Here is a 17,386-nt window from a genome sequence, read left to right as displayed (position 1 = left end):
GCGGAGAAAGCCGCCACGGACGGTGCCCAGCAGGTTCAAGGCGCTCTGGTTGACCGCGCAAATCCGTCCGTCGCCATCAAAGGCCAGCAACCCTTCACTGAACAGCCCGACGGACTCGGCCTGCAGGTGAAAGCGCAGCAGGTACTGGTTTTCGAAATAACGCAGGAAGTAGCAGCTCTCGATCATCTTCGCCGAGAGGTTGACCAGCGCCATGGTGTGAAACTGGCTCTGGCGCGAAACTTCAGCCCGCGCCGAGGACACATCGAGCACTGCCAGCAGTTCGCCGTGCGGGTCGAACACCGGGCTGGCCGAGCACGTCAGCCCGGTGTGACGGCCACGAAAGTGCTCATCCTGATGAATGGTCACCGCCTGGCGCTCGACCAGGCAGGTGCCGATGCCGTTGGTGCCTTCGCGGGCTTCGCTCCAGTCGGCACCGAGCCACAGCCCGGCACGCTCGAAGATGCGCCGCTCGGTGGGCGCGGTGACGCAATTGAGGATTACCCCGCGGGCGTCGGTGAGCAGTACCGCATGGCCGGCGCCGGAAAGCTGCTGGTGCAGGCTGTTCATTTCGTTGCCAGCGATCTGCAGCACCTGCTGCAAGCGCTCGCGGCTTTCCAGCACGCGGCCATGTTCAAGCACGGTCGGGGCCATGCTCTGGGCCGGGTCCAGGTGATAGTCCTCAAGGCAACGCAACCAGGAGCGGGCGATCGACGGATCGCTGCCAGGGCCCTGTGCCAGGGCCTTGCCCTGGGTCACGGTGAGTACTTGCCGGGCATGCCGGCTGAGGTGATTGCTCTGCACTTTTTATTGTTCTCCGCAGACGAGACAGGCCCAGCATCCTCCACCCATCGGCGCAATGCAATGCTGGCTTGACTGCTGGGTCACGCCTTGCGTCAACAACGGTACAAAGTGTCACCCTGGCTGTGCCAGACACGCTACAGCGCCCCGCCACCGCCGGCGCAGAAACCGCCCAAACCCTTGATTTACCTAAGGCCGCCTACACTGGCCCAACCCTTGCTCTATGCTTTACATCCTCCCAACAAGCACAATAGCCAGGAGACACATCATGCGTTATGCACATCCCGGTACCGAAGGCGCCAAGGTTTCCTTCAAGAGCCGTTACGGGAACTACATCGGTGGCGAGTTCGTTGCCCCCGTCAAAGGCCAGTACTTCGAAAACACCTCGCCGGTGAACGGCCAACTGATTGCCGAATTCCCGCGTTCCACTGCCGAAGACATCGAAAAGGCCCTGGACGCCGCACACGCCGCGGCGGATGCCTGGGGCGCCACTTCGGTGCAGGCTCGCTCGCTGATCCTGCTGAAAATCGCCGACCGTATCGAACAGAACCTCGAACTGCTGGCCATCACCGAAACCTGGGACAACGGTAAGGCCATCCGCGAAACCCTCAACGCCGACATCCCGCTGGCGGCCGACCATTTCCGCTACTTCGCCGGCTGCCTGCGCGCCCAGGAAGGCAGTGCCGCCGAGATCGACGGCAACACCGTGGCCTACCACCTCCATGAACCGCTGGGCGTGGTCGGGCAGATCATCCCGTGGAACTTCCCGATCCTGATGGCCGCATGGAAACTCGCCCCGGCCCTGGCCGCCGGCAACTGCGTGGTACTCAAGCCCGCCGAGCAAACTCCGCTGGGCATCAGCGTGCTGCTGGAAGTGATCGGCGACCTGCTGCCGCCAGGCGTGCTCAACGTGGTGCAAGGCTATGGCCGCGAGGCCGGTGAAGCCCTGGCCACCAGCAAGCGCATCGCCAAGATTGCCTTCACCGGCTCCACCCCGGTCGGCTCGCACATCATGAAATGCGCCGCCGAGAACATCATCCCGTCCACCGTCGAGCTGGGCGGCAAGTCGCCGAACATCTTCTTCGAAGACATCATGCAGGCCGAGCAGAGCTTCATTGAAAAAGCCGCCGAAGGCCTGGTGCTGGCGTTCTTCAACCAGGGCGAAGTGTGCACCTGCCCATCCCGCGCCCTGGTGCAGGAGTCGATCTACCCGGCGTTCATGCAAGAGGTGATGAAGAAGATCAAGCAGATCAAGCGCGGCGACCCACTGGACACCGACACCATGGTCGGCGCCCAGGCCTCCGAGCAACAGTTCGACAAGATCCTCTCGTACCTGGAAATCGCCGAGAAGGAAGGCGCCGAGCTGCTGACCGGCGGCAAGGTGGAAAAACTCGAAGGCAGCCTGTCGACCGGTTATTACATCCAGCCGACCCTGCTCAAGGGCACCAACAAGATGCGCGTGTTCCAGGAAGAAATCTTCGGCCCGGTGGTGAGCATCACCACCTTCAACGACGAAGCCGAAGCCCTGGCGATTGCCAACGACACCGAGTTCGGCCTCGGCGCCGGTGTCTGGACTCGCGACATCAACCGCGCCTACCGCATGGGCCGCGGCATCAAGGCCGGTCGCGTATGGACCAACTGCTACCACCTGTACCCGGCCCACGCCGCGTTCGGTGGCTACAAGAAGTCCGGCGTCGGCCGTGAAACCCACAAAATGATGCTCGATCACTACCAGCAGACCAAAAACCTGCTGGTCAGCTACGACATCAATCCGCTGGGCTTCTTCTAAACGAGAAACAGGGCGGCTCCAATCCCGGGGCCGCTCTGGCTCGCTTCCTGCAAGACCATCACCAGACAAACCGGCACCCGCCGGTATTGATAAAAAGAACAGGTGAACCCTATGCCAAGCGATCATACCGGCAGCGTGCCGGCTGGCTCTTCTGTCGACTTCGAAAAGGTCGGCTCCGACTACTTCCAACAACGTGAACTGAAAAAGGGCGCCGCCGGCTGGGTATTGCTGGTGGGCCTGGGCGTCGCCTACGTGATTTCCGGCGACTACGCCGGCTGGAACTTCGGCCTCGCCCAGGGTGGCTGGGGCGGCATGTTCCTCGCCACCTTGCTGATGGCGACCATGTACCTGTGCATGTGCTTCTCGCTGGCGGAACTGTCGTCGATGATCCCCACCGCCGGTGGCGGCTACGGCTTTGCCCGCAGCGCATTCGGGCCTTGGGGCGGGTTTCTTACCGGTACGGCGATCCTCATCGAGTACGCCATCGCCCCGGCGGCCATTGCGGTGTTTATCGGCGCCTATTGCCAGTCATTGTTCGGCATCGGCGGCTGGATGATCTACCTGGCGTTCTACATCATCTTTATTGGCATCCACATCTTCGGTGTCGGTGAAGCGCTCAAGCTGATGTTCATCATCACCGCCGTGGCCGCCATTGCCCTGGGCGTGTTCCTGGTGGCGATGGTGCCGCACTTCGACGTCAACAACCTGTTCGATATCGCCCAGACCGACGCCGTTGGCGCCAGCAGCTTCCTGCCGTTCGGCTATGTCGGGGTGTGGGCCGCGATCCCTTACGCGATCTGGTTCTTCCTCGCCGTCGAAGGCGTACCGCTGGCCGCCGAAGAAACCAAGAACCCCAAGCGCGACCTGCCCCGCGGCCTGATCGGCGCCATGCTGGTGCTGCTGGCCTTCGCCCTGCTGATCCTGGTGGTCGGCCCTGGTGGCGCCGGTGCCGAAGCGTTGAAAGCCTCCGGTAACCCATTGGTGGAAGCGCTGTCGAAAGCCTACGGCGGCTCGACCTGGATGGGCGGTTTCGTCAACCTGGTGGGCTTGGCCGGCCTGATCGCCAGCTTCTTCTCGATCATCTACGCCTATTCGCGGCAGATCTTTGCCTTGTCCCGTGCCGGCTACCTGCCACGCAAGCTGTCGGAAACCAACAAGAGCAAGGCCCCGGTACTGGCCTTGGTGATCCCCGGGATCATCGGTTTCGGTCTGTCGCTGACCGGCCAGGGCGACCTGTTGATCCTGGTCGCGGTGTTCGGCGCTACGCTGTCTTATGTACTGATGATGGCCGCGCACATCACCTTGCGCATCCGCCGGCCGAAAATGGAGCGCCCGTATCGCACCCCCGGCGGCATCTTCACCTCGGGCGTGGCCCTGGTGCTGGCCTGCATCGCGGTGGTGGCGGGCTTTCTGGTCGACCCGCGGGTAGTGATTGGCGCCGCAGTGATTTATGCGGTATTGATTGCCTACTTTGCGTTCTACAGTCGACACCACCTGGTCGCCGGGACCCCGGAAGAAGAATTCGCCGCGATCCAGAAGGCCGAAGAGGCCCTGCACTGATCAACGCCACCTACGCCGCAGGCCAGCCCTGCGGCGTTCTGGAGAGTCTGTATGGCAAGTTTTGTACACACGGCGGGCAACCAGACCTACCGTTTCGACAGCCTCAAGGAAGTCATGGCCAAGGCCAGCCCGGCGCGCTCGGGTGACTTTCTCGCCGGCGTCGCCGCCAGCAACGATGGAGAACGAGTGGCGGCGCAGATGGCCCTGGCCGATATCCCGCTCAAGCACTTCTTGAGCGAAGCGCTGATCCCTTACGAAGACGATGAAGTCACCCGGCTGATCATCGACACCCATGATGCCAGCGCCTTTGCCGCCGTCAGCCACCTGACCGTGGGCGGGCTGCGCGACTGGCTGCTCAGCGAAGCAGCCGATGAACACAGCCTGCGTGCATTGGCCCCGGGCCTGACCCCGGAAATGGCCGCGGCAGTCTCGAAGATCATGCGCGTCCAAGACCTGGTGCTGGTGGCGCAGAAGATCCGCGTGGTCACCCGTTTTCGCGGCACCATGGGCCTGCGCGGGCGCCTGTCGACCCGCCTGCAGCCCAACCACCCCACCGATGAGCCGGCGGGCATTGCCGCAAGCATTCTCGACGGCCTGCTGTACGGCAACGGCGATGCCATGATCGGCATCAACCCGGCCACCGACAGCATCGCCTCGATCTGCGCGCTGCTGGAGATGCTCGACGCCATCATCCAGCGCTACGACATCCCGACCCAGGCCTGCGTGCTGACCCACGTGACCACCTCGATCGAGGCGATCAACCGTGGCGTGCCGCTGGACCTGGTATTCCAGTCGATTGCCGGCACCGAGGCGGCCAACGCCAGTTTCGGCATCAACCTCAATGTGCTCAAGGAAGGCTACGACGCAGGTCTCAGCCTCAACCGCGGCACCCTCGGGCAGAACCTGATGTACTTCGAGACCGGCCAGGGCAGCGCCCTGTCGGCCAATGCCCACCATGGCGTCGACCAACAAACCTGCGAAACCCGCGCGTATGCCGTGGCCCGCCACTTCAAGCCGTTTCTGGTCAACACCGTGGTCGGCTTCATCGGCCCGGAATACCTCTACAACGGCAAGCAGATCATCCGCGCCGGGCTTGAGGATCACTTCTGCGGCAAGCTGCTCGGCGTGCCCATGGGTTGCGACATCTGCTACACCAACCACGCCGAAGCCGACCAGGATGACATGGACATGCTCCTGACCCTGCTGGGTGTCGCCGGGATCAACTTCATCATGGGCATCCCCGGCTCCGACGACATCATGCTCAACTACCAGACCACCTCGTTTCACGATGCGCTCTACGCCCGCCAGACCCTGGGCCTCAAGCCCGCGCCGGAATTCGAGGCCTGGCTGGCGCGCATGGGCATTTTCACCCAGGCCGACGGCCGGGTGCGTTTTGGTGACAACCTGCCTCCGGCCTTCCGCCAGGCCCTGGCGCAACTGGGATAAGCGAGTCGACTATGGCCAACACTCCCCAACACGACAACAGCAGCAATCCCTGGCTGGAATTGCGCCGCCTGACCCCGGCGCGCATTGCCCTGGGCCGCACCGGTACCAGCCTGCCCACTGGCGCCCAGCTCGACTTCCAGTTCGCCCACGCCCAGGCCCGCGATGCCGTGCACCTGGCCTTCGACCACGCCGGCCTGCGCGAGCAATTGAGCGCACGCGGGCGTGACAGCCTGTTGCTGCACAGTGCCGCCGCCGATCGCCACAGCTACCTGCAACGCCCCGATCTGGGGCGCCGGCTGCACGACGATTCAGCACAACGGCTGCGCGAGCATGCCCAGGCCAACCCCGGCGGCGTTGACCTGGCCATCGTCGTCGCCGACGGCCTCTCGGCCCTGGCCGTGCACCGCCATACCCTGCCGTTTCTCGCCCGCCTGGAAGAACAGAGCGCCGCCGACGGCTGGTCGACCTCACCGGTGGTATTGGTGGAGCAAGGCCGGGTGGCGGTTGCCGATGAAGTGGGCGAACTGCTCCGGGCCAAGATGACTGTGATCCTGATCGGCGAACGCCCAGGCCTGAGCTCGCCGGACAGCCTCGGGCTGTATTTCACCTACAACCCCAAGGTCGGCCTCACCGATGCCTACCGCAACTGCATTTCCAACGTGCGCCTGGAAGGTCTGAGCTACGGCATGGCCGCCCATCGCCTGTTGTACCTGATGCGCGAAGCCTGTCGGCGGCAGTTGTCGGGGGTCAACCTGAAGGATGAAGCCCAGGTGCAAACCCTTGAGTCAGACAGCGATGCGCCGAAAAGCGCAAACTTCCTGCTGAGTAAACCTTGAGATCCTAGATTGCGTTTTCTAATTGCTTTCAGGCAGCATCTACCCAGGCTGTCGGCGACTCACCGTAAACTCCCATGGACTCTGAGGCCTGCTTATGCGAATCATCCAAGCAACCCTGGAACACCTGGACATGCTGGTCCCGCTGTTCGTCAGGTACCGCGAGTTCTACGGCCAGCTGCCTTACCCGGACTCCTCGCGCTCATTCCTGGAAAAACGCCTGGAACGTGGCGAGTCGATCATCTACCTGGCCCTGCCGGACGATGACGACAGCAAACTGATGGGCTTCTGCCAGCTCTACCCGAGCTTTTCGTCGCTGTCGCTCAAGCGCGTGTGGATCCTCAACGACATCTATGTCGCCGAAGACTCCCGGCGCATGCTGGTGGCCGACCACCTGATGCGCGCAGCCAAGAAGCTGGCCAAGGAAACCAACGCGGTGCGCCTGCGGGTGTCTACCAGCAGCAACAACGAAGTGGCGATGAAAACCTACGAATCCATCGGTTTTCACGAAGACACCGAGTTCAAGAGCTACATCCTGCCTATCAACTCGGACTGATCCGGGCGCAACGGCAGGCGCCGCGCCTGCCGTTCACATCCATTCGACATCCGCCGCTACAAACTGCGCAGGCACAATCTGTTCGTAGCCGTATAATGCGCCTCTTCATTGTGTGTGAAACTTTACCCATCTCCCGGGTAGCGACCGTCCGCATTCGCACTGCCAGCCATCGCAAGCCCGTCCCTCGGGTCAAGAACACAGGTGCTGTACATGGATTTCAACCCGCTGGACCTTATTCTGCATCTCGATGCCTACCTGGACCTGTTGGTCAACAACTACGGCCCGTGGATCTACGCGATCCTGTTCCTGGTGATCTTTTGCGAGACCGGTCTGGTGGTCATGCCGTTCCTGCCGGGTGATTCCCTGCTGTTCATCGCCGGCGCCGTCGCTGCTGGCGGCGGCATGGACCCGGTTCTGCTCGGCGGCCTGCTGATGGCCGCAGCCATCCTCGGCGACAGCACCAACTACGTGATTGGCCGAACGGCGGGCGAACGCTTGTTCCGCAACCCCAACTCGAAGATCTTCCGCCGCGACTACCTGCAGCAGACCCACGACTTCTACGAACGCCATGGCGGCAAGACCGTGACCCTGGCGCGCTTCCTGCCGATCCTGCGGACCTTCGCGCCGTTCGTCGCCGGCATCGCGAAAATGCACTACCCGCGTTTTCTCGGCTTCAGCGTCGCCGGTACCGTGCTCTGGGTGGGCGGCCTGGTGACCCTCGGCTATTTCTTCGGCAACGTGCCGTTCATCAAGCAGAACCTGTCGCTGATGATCGTCGCCATCATCCTGCTGTCGCTGGTGCCGATGATCATCGGCGTAGTGCGCAGCCGCATGAGCCGCAACGAAGCCAAGGTTCACTAAGCCCGGCCTATGTGGTCGCTCCGCGCCTGGCGCCGTCGCCGCACCCTGGCCCGACACCCGCTCGACCCGCAGCGCTGGCAGCGGGTGCGCGAGCGCCTGCCGATGCTCGATGGCCTCAGCGACGAAGAAGACCAATGGCTGCGTGAAGCCTGCGTACTGTTCCTGCACGACAAACACCTCAGTGCCCTGCCCGGGGTCGAGCTGGACGGCGAGCAGCGGCTGTTTCTCGCCGCCCAGGCGCAACTGCCGCTGCTGCACCTGGGCGAGCTGAACTGGTACCAGGGTTTCCACGAGATCATCCTCTACCCCGACGACTTCCTCAGCCCCCAGCGCCATCGCGACGCCAGTGGTATCGAACACGAGTGGGACGGTGAGCACAGTGGCGAAGCCTGGCAGCAGGGCCCGGTGATCCTGGCCTGGCCGGGGGTACAGGCCAGCGGTGGCTGGGAAGGCTACAACCTGGTGATCCACGAACTGGCGCACAAGCTCGACATGCTCAATGGCGATGCCAACGGCCTGCCGCCACTGCACAGCGATTTACGCGTCAGCGACTGGGCCCAGGCCATGCAGGAGGCCTTTGACGACCTCAACCGCCAGCTCGACCGCAACCCCGACGCCGAGACCGCCATCGACCCCTATGCCGCGGAAAACCCGGCGGAGTTCTTTGCCGTGACCAGCGAATACTTCTTCAGCGCCCCCGACCTGCTCAACGACGCCTACCCTGCGGTGTACCAGCAACTGCGCGGCTTTTACCGCCAGGATCCGCTCGCCCGCCTGCAGCAGTTGCAGCACCATCACCCGCATTACCGGCAGCCCCAGGACTGAGCCAGCCGGACATCCGGGCGGGCGTGGCAAGCGCAGCGGAATGTGCCTATAATCGCGACCAATTTTTGGCCAAACATGGGGGCACTGCCCAATGAGCTACAGCAAGATTCCGGCTGGCAAAGACCTGCCGAACGACATCTACGTCGCCATCGAGATTCCAGCCAACCACGCGCCGATCAAATACGAGATCGACAAGGACAGCGACTGCCTGTTCGTTGACCGTTTCATGGCCACCCCGATGTTCTACCCGGCCAACTACGGCTACATCCCCAACACCCTGGCCGACGACGGTGATCCCCTCGACGTGCTGGTCGTGACGCCGTACCCGGTTGCCCCAGGCTCGGTCATCCGCGCCCGTCCGGTCGGCATCCTGAACATGACCGACGATGGCGGCGGCGACGCCAAAGTCATCGCCGTACCGCACGACAAACTGTCGCAACTGTACGTCGACGTCAAAGAATACACCGACCTGCCTGCCCTGCTGATCCAGCAGATCGAGCACTTCTTCGCGAACTACAAAGATCTCGAGAAAGGCAAGTGGGTCAAGATCGAAGGCTGGGATGGCGCTGACGCCGCTCGCGCCGCGATCACCAAGTCGGTTGCAGCTTACAAAGGCTAAGCAACCCTCAACAAAAAGCCCCGCACCTGCGGGGCTTTTTGTTTCAGGGCAAGAACGCCCCATTCAAGGTGGGAGCCTCCACCTCAATCCTTCTCACAGGATTAGGGTGGCAGCCGTACGCGGGGTGAGAGACCGGTAGACATAGGAAACCCGGCCAGACCGAGGTCTGCCCGCGCACAGCTGCCATAACTAGCTGCTTCTACTATCTACTCGAGCTCTCACACCCGGTCGCCAACGTAGCGACCCGAGGAAACTAGCCCTGTAGCACCTTTATCACAACAGTGAAAAGGCAGCAGCGTGCGTAGGATAGGTCCGAACACCTTCCAAGTGGATTTTTTGCCAGGAAACCTCTTACGCCAGCCTAGGCAAACGCCTGTAAGCCAGCCATTTTCCCGCCTTCAAAATGAACCTCGCGTTTATAGCCCAGGCGCTGCAAGCCCACTAAACTCGGGCCTCATGAATACATCTGGCGATCGTCTCAAAGTGCTCCTGAGCGAGTGCAACCTGTCCCCCTCCGACTTTGCCGCGCAACGCAAGGTCACGCCGCAGCACGTCAACAACTGGTTCAAGCGCGGCGTGCCCTTGGCCCGCCTGGATGAAATCGCCGAACTGTTGTGCGTGCGTAGCCGTTGGCTGCGCAACGGCGAAGGCCCCAAACACCCCAACCCCTTGCCGCGCCTCAACAGCCAGGCGGCCCGCCCGGGCGTCGAAAGCCCCGATGCCAGCCTGTTGGCGGCGCACAACCACAATGACATCCAACTGCCGTTCTACAGCGTCCAGGCCCGCCAGTTAAAAGCTGTTGATGACCGCTACCTGCGCCTGCCCATCCGCGCCCTCGACGCCCTGGGGGTCGACCCTGGCGATGCCCTGTGCCTGAGCATGCCCGGGCACAACATGAGCCCGCTGCTACCACGCGGCACCACCCTGGCCGTCGACCGCAGCCTCACCCGCGTGGTCGACGGCGAGATCTACGCCCTGCTGCACAATGGCCGCCTGCGCATCAACAGCCTCAGCCGCCGCGCCAATGGCGCCTTGCGCCTGCACAGCCAGGACAGCGACGAATACCCGACTGAAACCTACAGCCCGGCGCAACTCAAGACCCAGCACCTGGAGGTGCTCGGCTGGGTCTTCTGGTGGGGCCACCTGCGCGACAGCCGCCCGGCTTGAGCGTTGGCGAAGAATTTTTGCTGGGCATCGCTGGCCAATCCCAGTATGCTACGCCGCACATTTAGCCCGGCGGCCCAGCTCGCCCGCGGCCCTGGCGCGGCACCCCACCGCTTGCCCGCCACCTCCCGGCCCCAGCGCCGGAGCAACGATTTTAAGGCGGTTGCGGCTTACCAAAAATTAGCCAAGCCCGTCCCCGGAAGCCGGCCACAAGCCGGCTTTTTAATGCCTGGTTGAAAAGCCAGCCATCAATAGCCGGCAACGATAGCCGCCAGATGCGCACTCGCTCGCGCATCCACATCATTGGCATGTTGGTACTCAGAAATCGGCCGGCTACACCAACCGATTACGGCTCGCCAGGTTTCGAACCATTGATTCTATGCGCCGTATATCTTGCGCATCATCCATTTGCGAATACTGCTCTTGATCTCGGTTCACATCGGCTTGTATTGCCCGAATACCGTCTGCCTCGTCGACAAACCTGATGCGGTCCACCAGAACCCCCGTCCAGCTACGATGCTGATAAAGCACATCGTCCACGTAATAACTGAACCATTTTTCTTCCATCTCAGACGGGATAAATCCCTTGCGGATGGCACACGCCTCTTCAGCGTCGAGAACAAAATCCAGAGAAAGGGTTACGAATTGCTCTGGCATTTCCTTAGTGAGCCAATTGCCCTTGACCGCCCAGCCTTTTGAGCCTTGTTGCTCGAAAGCGACGACACCCTTGCGGTTGCTTGCTAACCACCGCTGAGTAGCCTCAAGCACCTGTAGATCACGGGTGCGACCGATGGGGTTGGTTGTTTTGCCAATGAGTTCGCGCGCGTGCTCAAAACTCGCCCAACACGTGTTTTGGGTGTGGCCCCCTGTCGGGCCGTGAGCGAAACCCGAGATCATTAGAAAAAAAGCATTCTTGCTTGTACCGCCTTCATAGAGCCCAGGGAGTACGCCGATCACTTTACCTTCGTGCCCCGCGTCCACACGCACCGCGCGGACAGCTGTTTGCTCTGGCTCCTCGTCAGCGAGCGGGCGCGCCTTGGCAAATGTCCAGACATAGCCGTCGTGGTGATTTGCCGGCTCGCACAAGAGAACCTGTCCATCGGAGTTCAATAGAACGCCGCCGTATGCGCTGGCCTGGGGGATAATCCATGTCATATTCGTTGCTCAATGCGAGATAGGTACAAGAAGGCATGATAATGACGCCTGCAACGTCATCCGTCGCCGATTTCCGAGCCCAGAAGATTACGGGCCTCCAGACCATGTGCAGGCGCCACCACCTTAAATTCTTCCGTCACTCCCGCAAAAATCCTTCAATCCCACATTAACCAAGCCCACTTCGCGCCTTAGCCTTGAGTCACCGCCCACCGGAGATTCAACCATGCTGCTATTCCTGAAATCCCTGCTCATCGGCCTGTGCATCGCCGCGCCAGTCGGCCCGATCGGCTTGCTGTGCATTCAACGCAGCCTCACGCAGGGCTGGCGCGCCGGGTTCGCCACCGGGTTGGGCGCGGCAACGGCGGATGCTATCTATGGTTTTATCGGGGCGCTGGGGATCAGCGCGTTGATCACAACCCTAGTGGGCTGGAAACCCTGGCTGTGCATTTTCGGCGGTGCTTTTCTGGCGTATGTGGGCTATCGAATCATCACATCGGAAGCGACTTCGAGCAGGTCATCCGGGGAACCCTACAAGCCGTGGAGAGCTTACTCCACAACCTTGCTGCTGACCTTGTCCAACCCGATGACCATCCTGTCGTTCATTGCCATATTCGCCGCAATCAGCGATGGCGTCGGCGCGGGCCAAAGCAACAGTTATGCCCTTGCATTGATGGTCACAGGCATCTTCCTGGGCTCCGCCGGTTGGTGGCTGGGGTTGAGCGGATTTTCGGCCCTGTTCGCCACGAGACTTTCAAACTCGAAGCTGAAGCTGATCAACGTATTTTCCGCTTCGACCATCACCTTGCTGGGTGTCTACCAGATCATCACCGGTGTGCTGCTGCGAGGCGGCTAATTTCAGATTGCTCAAAGCCTGCAAGTTTCACTACTGTCAGGGTTCTTGCAGAGGAGATCGACATGGACCGAATCGACAGCAAAATCCTCGCCGCGGTGCAGCGCTCGGGACGGATGTCCATCACCGAACTCTCAGGCCATGCCGGCCTGTCGATTCCCGCCACCACCGAGCGCCTGCGCAAGCTCGAAGAGGCCGGGGTGATCAAGGGCTACGCTGCCCAGGTCGATCCGGTAAAACTCGGTTATGGCGTGTCAGCGGTGGTGGGCATGACCACCTTCAAGCCGGCCAAGGCCAAGTTGATTGCCTTGCTTGAGCAAATCCCCGAAGTTGTCGAATGCCTGCATGTCACTGGCAACGACTCCTACCTGATCCGGCTCTACGCAAGGTCCATGGCCGATATCGAAAGCATCATTGCCAGGATCAACCCTTACGGGGAAACCCGCACCAGCATCGTGCTTTCCGAACCCATTGAGCGGCGAAACCTGATGCCGTGAGTTGCAGTGCCAATCCTCAGCTACTGTCTACCCAGTCTGGAATTTTCTGAAATGGAGGCCTCATGAAACTGATCGGCATGCTCGATTCCCCCTATGTCCGCCGCGTTGCGGTATCACTGGAGCTGTATGGCATCCGCTTCGAACACCAGCCGTTGTCGGTATTCCGCAATTTCGCCGAGTTCGCCGCAATCAACCCGGTGGTCAAGGCGCCCAGCCTGGTGCTCGACGACGGCACGGTGTTGATGGATTCGACGCTGATTCTGGATTACTTCGAAGCCCTGGCCTCGCCGGCGAAAAAGCTCCTGGCGCAGGAACCTCAGGCCCGCGCCAGCGATTTGCAGGTGATCGGCCTGGCGCTGGCGGCCAGTGAGAAGTCGGTGCAGATCTACTACGAACACAACCTGCGCCCGCAGGAGAAACTGCATACGCCCTGGCTGGAGCGGGTGACCGGGCAGTTGCTGGCCGCGTATGCGCAGCTCGACGGGCTGCTTGCCGAACAGCCGACCAAGTGCCCCACCCTGCCCTTGAGCCAGGCGGAAATCACCACCGCAGTGGCCTGGTCGTTCACCCAGTACGTATGCGCCGAGGTGGTGGCGGCCAGTGACTATCCGCATGTACAGCGCCTGGCGCAGAAGATTGAAGGGCATCCGGCAATGCTCAAGTACCCGATCGAATAGCGCCTGGCGCCAACCCCTCGCGCAGCATCTGTACGAAGGCATCCCTCGCCGGATGCCGTCCCGCCTGGGCATGCCAGTAAAAGGCGTTGCTGATGGCCTTGAGTTCGGCGAACTCATGGCCGCTCCAGCCCGCGCCTTTGCGGTATTGCTCGAAGATGCCCCGAGGCACCAGCGACACTCCGGCGCCCGCACTCACGCAACTGACGATGGCGCCATAGCTGGCAATGCCGACAATCGGCAGCTTTTGCCCCTGCTCGAGCAGCCAGTGCTCGAGCGCTGCACGGTACGGGCAACCTTCCGGCCACATGAAAATGGCCTTGCCCTGCAGGTCTTCGGCGCTGCGGATCGGCCCCAGGGATTCGGGGGCGATCAGCACCAGGTCTTCCTGGTACATGGGCGTGCGCTTGAGCAATGGCCGCTCGACCTCAACCGCGACTATTGCCCCATCGAGGCGATGGTTGAGCACGTCATCGAGCAGCTGCGACCAGGTGCCCGTGCTCAGCTCCAGTGATACCTGCGGGAAGCGCGCATGGTATTCGGCCAGCAAGCGCGGGAGCCGGCCACTGGCCGAGGACTCGATGGCGCCGATGCGCAAGCGTCCGCTGGGCACGGCTTGCGGGCTCAAGGCGGCCTTGGAGGCTTCGGCCAGGGCGAGCATCTGGGTGGCGTATTCGAGGAAGGTTTCGCCGGCCGGGCTGATCTTCAAGCCGCGCCCATGTCGAAAGAACAGCGCCACGCCCAGCTCCTCTTCCAGTGCCTTGATCCGCGCGGTGATGTTCGACGGTACGTAGTGCAACACCTCGGCTGCACGGGCGATGCTGCCGGTGTCGTAGACCGTCTTGAACATGCGAATCTGCATCAACTCCATACATCACCCAAAGTGAACGATCAGCTCAGTATAAGTCGATTGTGGTGAGTTGAGGCCTTTCTGATACTGAAGCTCCCTGCCTCTGGAGCGCCTTTCAATGCCACGCACCCAATCCCTGAAAATCGTCCTGGCGACTCTGTTCGTGGTGTTGTGCTGGGCGTACTCACCCGCCGGTATTCATATCGCCCTGCAAGGTTACGACCCAGGTCATCTGGCCCTGGCGCGGTTTATCGTGGCCTCGGTATTCATGGCGAGTGTCGCAGTGTGGCGCGGGATCAGCCTGCCACGGCTCAAGGACCTGCCGCTGTTAATGCTGCTTGGGCTGTTCGCGGTGTTTTTGCACCATGTGGCGCTCAACTTTGGCCAGCGCGGAATCAGTGCCGGGGCGTCCAGTGTGCTGGCGCAGTCCACGCCCTTGTTCAGCCTGCTGATTGCCTGTTTTGTCCTGCGCCAGAAGGTCAGCGCCTGGCACTGGGGATGCCTCGTGCTGGGTATGCTCGGAGCAGCGATGGTCGTTGCAGATGATCACGGAGTAGGAGCGCTCGACGCCCATGGCCTGTTGGTGCTGTTGGCCGCGCTGTCGTGGAGTATCTACTTCACCCTGCAGAAACTTCACGGTCATCGTTACGACGGCCTGACCATGGTCTGCTACACCCTCTGGGCCGGCACGGCGTTGTTGCTGGTGTACCTGCCAGGCCTTGGCGCTGCAGTGACTGCGGCGCCGCCCCAGGCAAACCTGGCGGTACTGCTGCTCGGCGTATTTCCCAGTGCCCTGGCGTACCTCGGCTGGGCTTATGTACTGAGCCATTCGGACGTCAGTCGGGCGTCCATGGCGCTGTACCTGATCCCACCCTGCGCACTATTGATTGCCGCGGTTTTGCTCGGCGAACAACCTTCACTGCTGGTGGTCCTCGGGGCACTGGTGGTATTGAGCAGCGTGCTGGCCTTGAACCTGACGCCGGGTTTGTCCAGCCCTAGGCCGGCTCGGCAAATTTCACCTTGAAGTAGTCCAGCAGGGTTTGCCCACGGCGAAAGGCCTTGCGCACCTCGTCACTTTCTTTGACCAGCGCCTCGCTGGGCACCGCCTGCTGATCCACCGGCAATGGCCGGGACCACTCCCGCACCACTTTGGGAAACGTTGCTCTGGGGCGATTGTTGACCCAGTTGGAGAGATGGCACGGCAAGGTCCAGCCACCGAACGCCTGGACGAACAGAAAGCCAAACACATACTGCAGCCACGGAAAGTTGTCGCGATAGCCAATGCGGGCCATATGGAAAAACGCCACCGTGCCCTCTTCAAATTCTTCCGGCGGCGGTTCAGGCAAGGCTGCCGGGCCCTCTTCCATGTAGGCGCGAATCGCCTCCCATTCGGCCACTGCACCGCGCAGGCTGCCACAGGCCACGGTCAGCCACAGGACGTTCCCGTTGTCGGCGTCACGCAGGCCGATCATCAGTTTGAACTCGGGCATCACCGCGTATTCGGTGACCAATTGCCCGGCCGAAACACAGGCGATGACCTCTTCCCAGGGCACATACTGGGGTGCGGCGCCCTTCTTCGGCACCATCGCCACTTCACGTCGCTGGCGATTGAAGCGGATCGGTGGCTGGACGCTGAGCTGGCGCACGGCCAGGCAAAATATGACGACGTACATCAACGCCAGCAGCCCGATAAAACCCCAGATGGGCGGCGATGCGAGAAAGTCGTAGACCCCCTCCCAGAACGGCTCAAGCCTACGCCGCACCCAGGCTCCGAGAAACGCCGTCATCACCACGCAGCTCACCACCCCCATGACGGCGGCAATACCGCAGCGGGCCATGAACTCGAAGTTGCCCCGACCAATGCCGAAGTCCAGGTAGACCTCATTGGCATCACGATGCAAATGCCGGTAGCTATAGGCCTCTACCCCGGTGGGCAAGGGTTTCGGCGACAGGTAGACGATCTGAGTGCCGGAGACTTGCTCGAAGTCTCCGGCATGGGGCAGACGCTGGTATTTGCTGTCAGGCATGAAAACGTTCCGAGTCCTTTCGACAGGGAAGACACGCCAGGCGCGCTTCCTATGAATAACGCCGCACAGTATCGCGCAAATAGTCATCCAGCAGTTGCGTATCACCACGCAGCCTTGGCAAGGTCGGCGAGGTTTCGGCACGCCGCAACTCGCTGTCGATAAACGAGTGCAACAGCATTCGCCGCGGCCCATAGTCGGCTTCGACGGCCTGGCGCTTGATGCGCAACAACTCATCGGTCTCGGCGAGCATTTGCGGCTCGCTCAGGGTGCCTGCCAGCAGATCGGCAAAAGCTGTCGGCGGCATGCCCAGGCCCAGGTCGATCCAGCGCACCGCCAACAGCGAACGCAGTACGTGGAGGTACTTCTTGAAGCGCACCTGCGCGCCCTGAAGGAAGTCGCGGTGGTTCTTTTTCGCCATCGACAGGTAGTGGTGCCGCGCCGCCCGGGCACTGTAGAAATTCAGTGCCAGCGCCTGGAGCGACTCCACTGCACCCGGTTCAGCGCGGTACACCAGCGGCGAGCCGAGCCATTCGAGCAGGGTCGGGTTGGAGTTGCGCAGCAGCTTCAAGGTCTTGCGCAGCTCCCAACCACTGATGTCCAGCTCGTCGGTCAGCGGCCGCTCGATGACGTCGCGCGGCTCGTCGACGCGCAGGTACCAGTCCTGGCGCGGGGCGTAGATGAAGCGCACATCGAAGTCGCTGTCGGTAGAGGCAAAGCCCCAGGCGCGGCTGCCGGATTCGCAGGCATAGAGCACAGTAACGTCGTGCTCGCGCTCGACCCGGCGCAACTCGTCAAGCACCCACTCGCGCATGGCCCCGGGCAATGGGTGACGGTCTTCCTTGTTCATGTTCGTGTCCTTGCAGTCGGGCGCCTCAAGGCGCC

At 61.9% G+C, this 17,386-nt stretch carries 18 protein-coding genes; 13 read left to right on the top strand and 5 right to left on the bottom strand.

The window, feature by feature from the left end:
- Positions 1 to 801 (bottom strand): sigma-54-dependent Fis family transcriptional regulator (locus tag UW3_RS29510; RefSeq protein ID WP_010222879.1); only part of this gene is annotated, 801 nt, incomplete at its 3' end.
- Between the two features lie 265 nt (positions 802 to 1,066).
- On the opposite strand from UW3_RS29510, the gene exaC reads away from it, so the two are divergent.
- The 9 genes from exaC to UW3_RS0112735 all read left to right on the top strand — a co-directional run bounded on the left by exaC (position 1,067) and on the right by UW3_RS0112735 (position 10,454).
- On the top strand, positions 1,067 to 2,587 hold the full coding sequence (gene exaC, locus UW3_RS0112775; protein ID WP_010222878.1) for an acetaldehyde dehydrogenase ExaC: 1,521 nt from the start codon (positions 1,067 to 1,069) through the stop codon (positions 2,585 to 2,587).
- Between the two features lie 111 nt (positions 2,588 to 2,698).
- Complete coding sequence (gene eat, locus UW3_RS0112770; protein WP_010222877.1) at positions 2,699 to 4,147, top strand: ethanolamine permease; 1,449 nt, start codon at positions 2,699 to 2,701, stop codon at positions 4,145 to 4,147.
- A 51-nt stretch (positions 4,148 to 4,198) separates the two neighbouring features.
- Positions 4,199 to 5,593 (top strand): ethanolamine ammonia-lyase subunit EutB, encoded by a 1,395-nt coding sequence (locus UW3_RS0112765; RefSeq protein WP_010222876.1) that lies wholly within the window; start codon positions 4,199 to 4,201, stop codon positions 5,591 to 5,593.
- Positions 5,594 to 5,604: 11 nt separating this feature from the next.
- Positions 5,605 to 6,429, top strand: a complete 825-nt coding sequence (gene eutC / locus UW3_RS0112760) for an ethanolamine ammonia-lyase subunit EutC (RefSeq protein WP_010222875.1) — start codon at positions 5,605 to 5,607, stop codon at positions 6,427 to 6,429.
- Positions 6,430 to 6,523: 94 nt separating this feature from the next.
- Positions 6,524 to 6,982: a GNAT family N-acetyltransferase gene (locus tag UW3_RS0112755; RefSeq protein ID WP_010222874.1), complete on the top strand. Its 459-nt coding sequence runs from the start codon at positions 6,524 to 6,526 to the stop codon at positions 6,980 to 6,982.
- 210 nt (positions 6,983 to 7,192) lie between these two features.
- On the top strand, positions 7,193 to 7,843 hold the full coding sequence (locus UW3_RS0112750; protein WP_010222873.1) for a DedA family protein: 651 nt from the start codon (positions 7,193 to 7,195) through the stop codon (positions 7,841 to 7,843).
- Positions 7,844 to 7,852: 9 nt separating this feature from the next.
- A complete protein-coding gene (locus tag UW3_RS0112745; RefSeq protein WP_010222872.1) occupies positions 7,853 to 8,668 on the top strand; it encodes a M90 family metallopeptidase in 816 nt (271 codons plus the stop codon).
- 91 nt (positions 8,669 to 8,759) lie between these two features.
- Positions 8,760 to 9,287, top strand: coding sequence for an inorganic diphosphatase (gene ppa, locus UW3_RS0112740; protein WP_007933577.1), 528 nt, complete (start codon positions 8,760 to 8,762; stop codon positions 9,285 to 9,287).
- A 456-nt stretch (positions 9,288 to 9,743) separates the two neighbouring features.
- Positions 9,744 to 10,454, top strand: coding sequence for a LexA family transcriptional regulator (locus tag UW3_RS0112735; RefSeq protein ID WP_026001304.1), 711 nt, complete (start codon positions 9,744 to 9,746; stop codon positions 10,452 to 10,454).
- 330 nt (positions 10,455 to 10,784) lie between these two features.
- Here UW3_RS0112735 and UW3_RS27865 read toward each other — a convergent pair whose 3' ends face one another.
- Complete coding sequence (locus tag UW3_RS27865) at positions 10,785 to 11,606, bottom strand: NUDIX hydrolase (RefSeq protein WP_010222870.1); 822 nt, start codon at positions 11,604 to 11,606, stop codon at positions 10,785 to 10,787.
- A gap of 223 nt (positions 11,607 to 11,829) precedes the next feature.
- On the opposite strand from UW3_RS27865, the gene UW3_RS0112725 reads away from it, so the two are divergent.
- From UW3_RS0112725 to UW3_RS0112715, 3 genes are all read left to right on the top strand, one after another.
- A complete protein-coding gene (locus UW3_RS0112725) occupies positions 11,830 to 12,459 on the top strand; it encodes a LysE family translocator (RefSeq protein ID WP_010222869.1) in 630 nt (209 codons plus the stop codon).
- 62 nt (positions 12,460 to 12,521) lie between these two features.
- Positions 12,522 to 12,953, top strand: coding sequence for an Lrp/AsnC family transcriptional regulator (locus tag UW3_RS0112720; RefSeq protein WP_010222868.1), 432 nt, complete (start codon positions 12,522 to 12,524; stop codon positions 12,951 to 12,953).
- A 62-nt stretch (positions 12,954 to 13,015) separates the two neighbouring features.
- Positions 13,016 to 13,630 (top strand): glutathione S-transferase family protein, encoded by a 615-nt coding sequence (locus UW3_RS0112715; RefSeq protein ID WP_010222867.1) that lies wholly within the window; start codon positions 13,016 to 13,018, stop codon positions 13,628 to 13,630.
- Here the strand turns inward: UW3_RS0112715 and UW3_RS0112710 are convergent.
- Entirely contained in the window at positions 13,611 to 14,498 is an 888-nt protein-coding gene (locus tag UW3_RS0112710; RefSeq protein ID WP_026001303.1) for a LysR family transcriptional regulator, read from the bottom strand. The two genes, UW3_RS0112715 and UW3_RS0112710, sit on opposite strands and share 20 nt — an antisense overlap.
- 97 nt (positions 14,499 to 14,595) lie before the next feature.
- Here UW3_RS0112710 and UW3_RS0112705 point away from each other — a divergent pair, with 97 nt between their 5' ends.
- Positions 14,596 to 15,501 carry a DMT family transporter gene (locus tag UW3_RS0112705; RefSeq protein ID WP_010222865.1) on the top strand — a complete coding sequence of 302 codons (906 nt, stop codon included), beginning with the start codon at positions 14,596 to 14,598 and terminating at the stop codon, positions 15,499 to 15,501.
- Here UW3_RS0112705 and UW3_RS29505 read toward each other — a convergent pair.
- Together UW3_RS29505 and UW3_RS0112695 are read right to left on the bottom strand one after the other, a co-directional pair.
- Entirely contained in the window at positions 15,473 to 16,504 is a 1,032-nt protein-coding gene (locus UW3_RS29505) for a DUF6708 domain-containing protein (protein WP_010222864.1), read from the bottom strand. The genes UW3_RS0112705 and UW3_RS29505 overlap by 29 nt on opposite strands.
- Positions 16,505 to 16,553: 49 nt before the next feature.
- Positions 16,554 to 17,351, bottom strand: a complete 798-nt coding sequence (locus UW3_RS0112695; protein ID WP_010222863.1) for a nucleotidyltransferase domain-containing protein — start codon at positions 17,349 to 17,351, stop codon at positions 16,554 to 16,556.
- Positions 17,352 to 17,386: the final 35 nt, after the last annotated feature.

The sequence above is a fragment of the Pseudomonas donghuensis genome (genome assembly GCF_000259195.1).
Lineage (GTDB): Bacteria > Pseudomonadota > Gammaproteobacteria > Pseudomonadales > Pseudomonadaceae > Aquipseudomonas > Aquipseudomonas donghuensis.
Note: the sequence above shows the minus strand (reverse complement) of the source record. Positions and strands in the feature narration are given on the sequence as shown.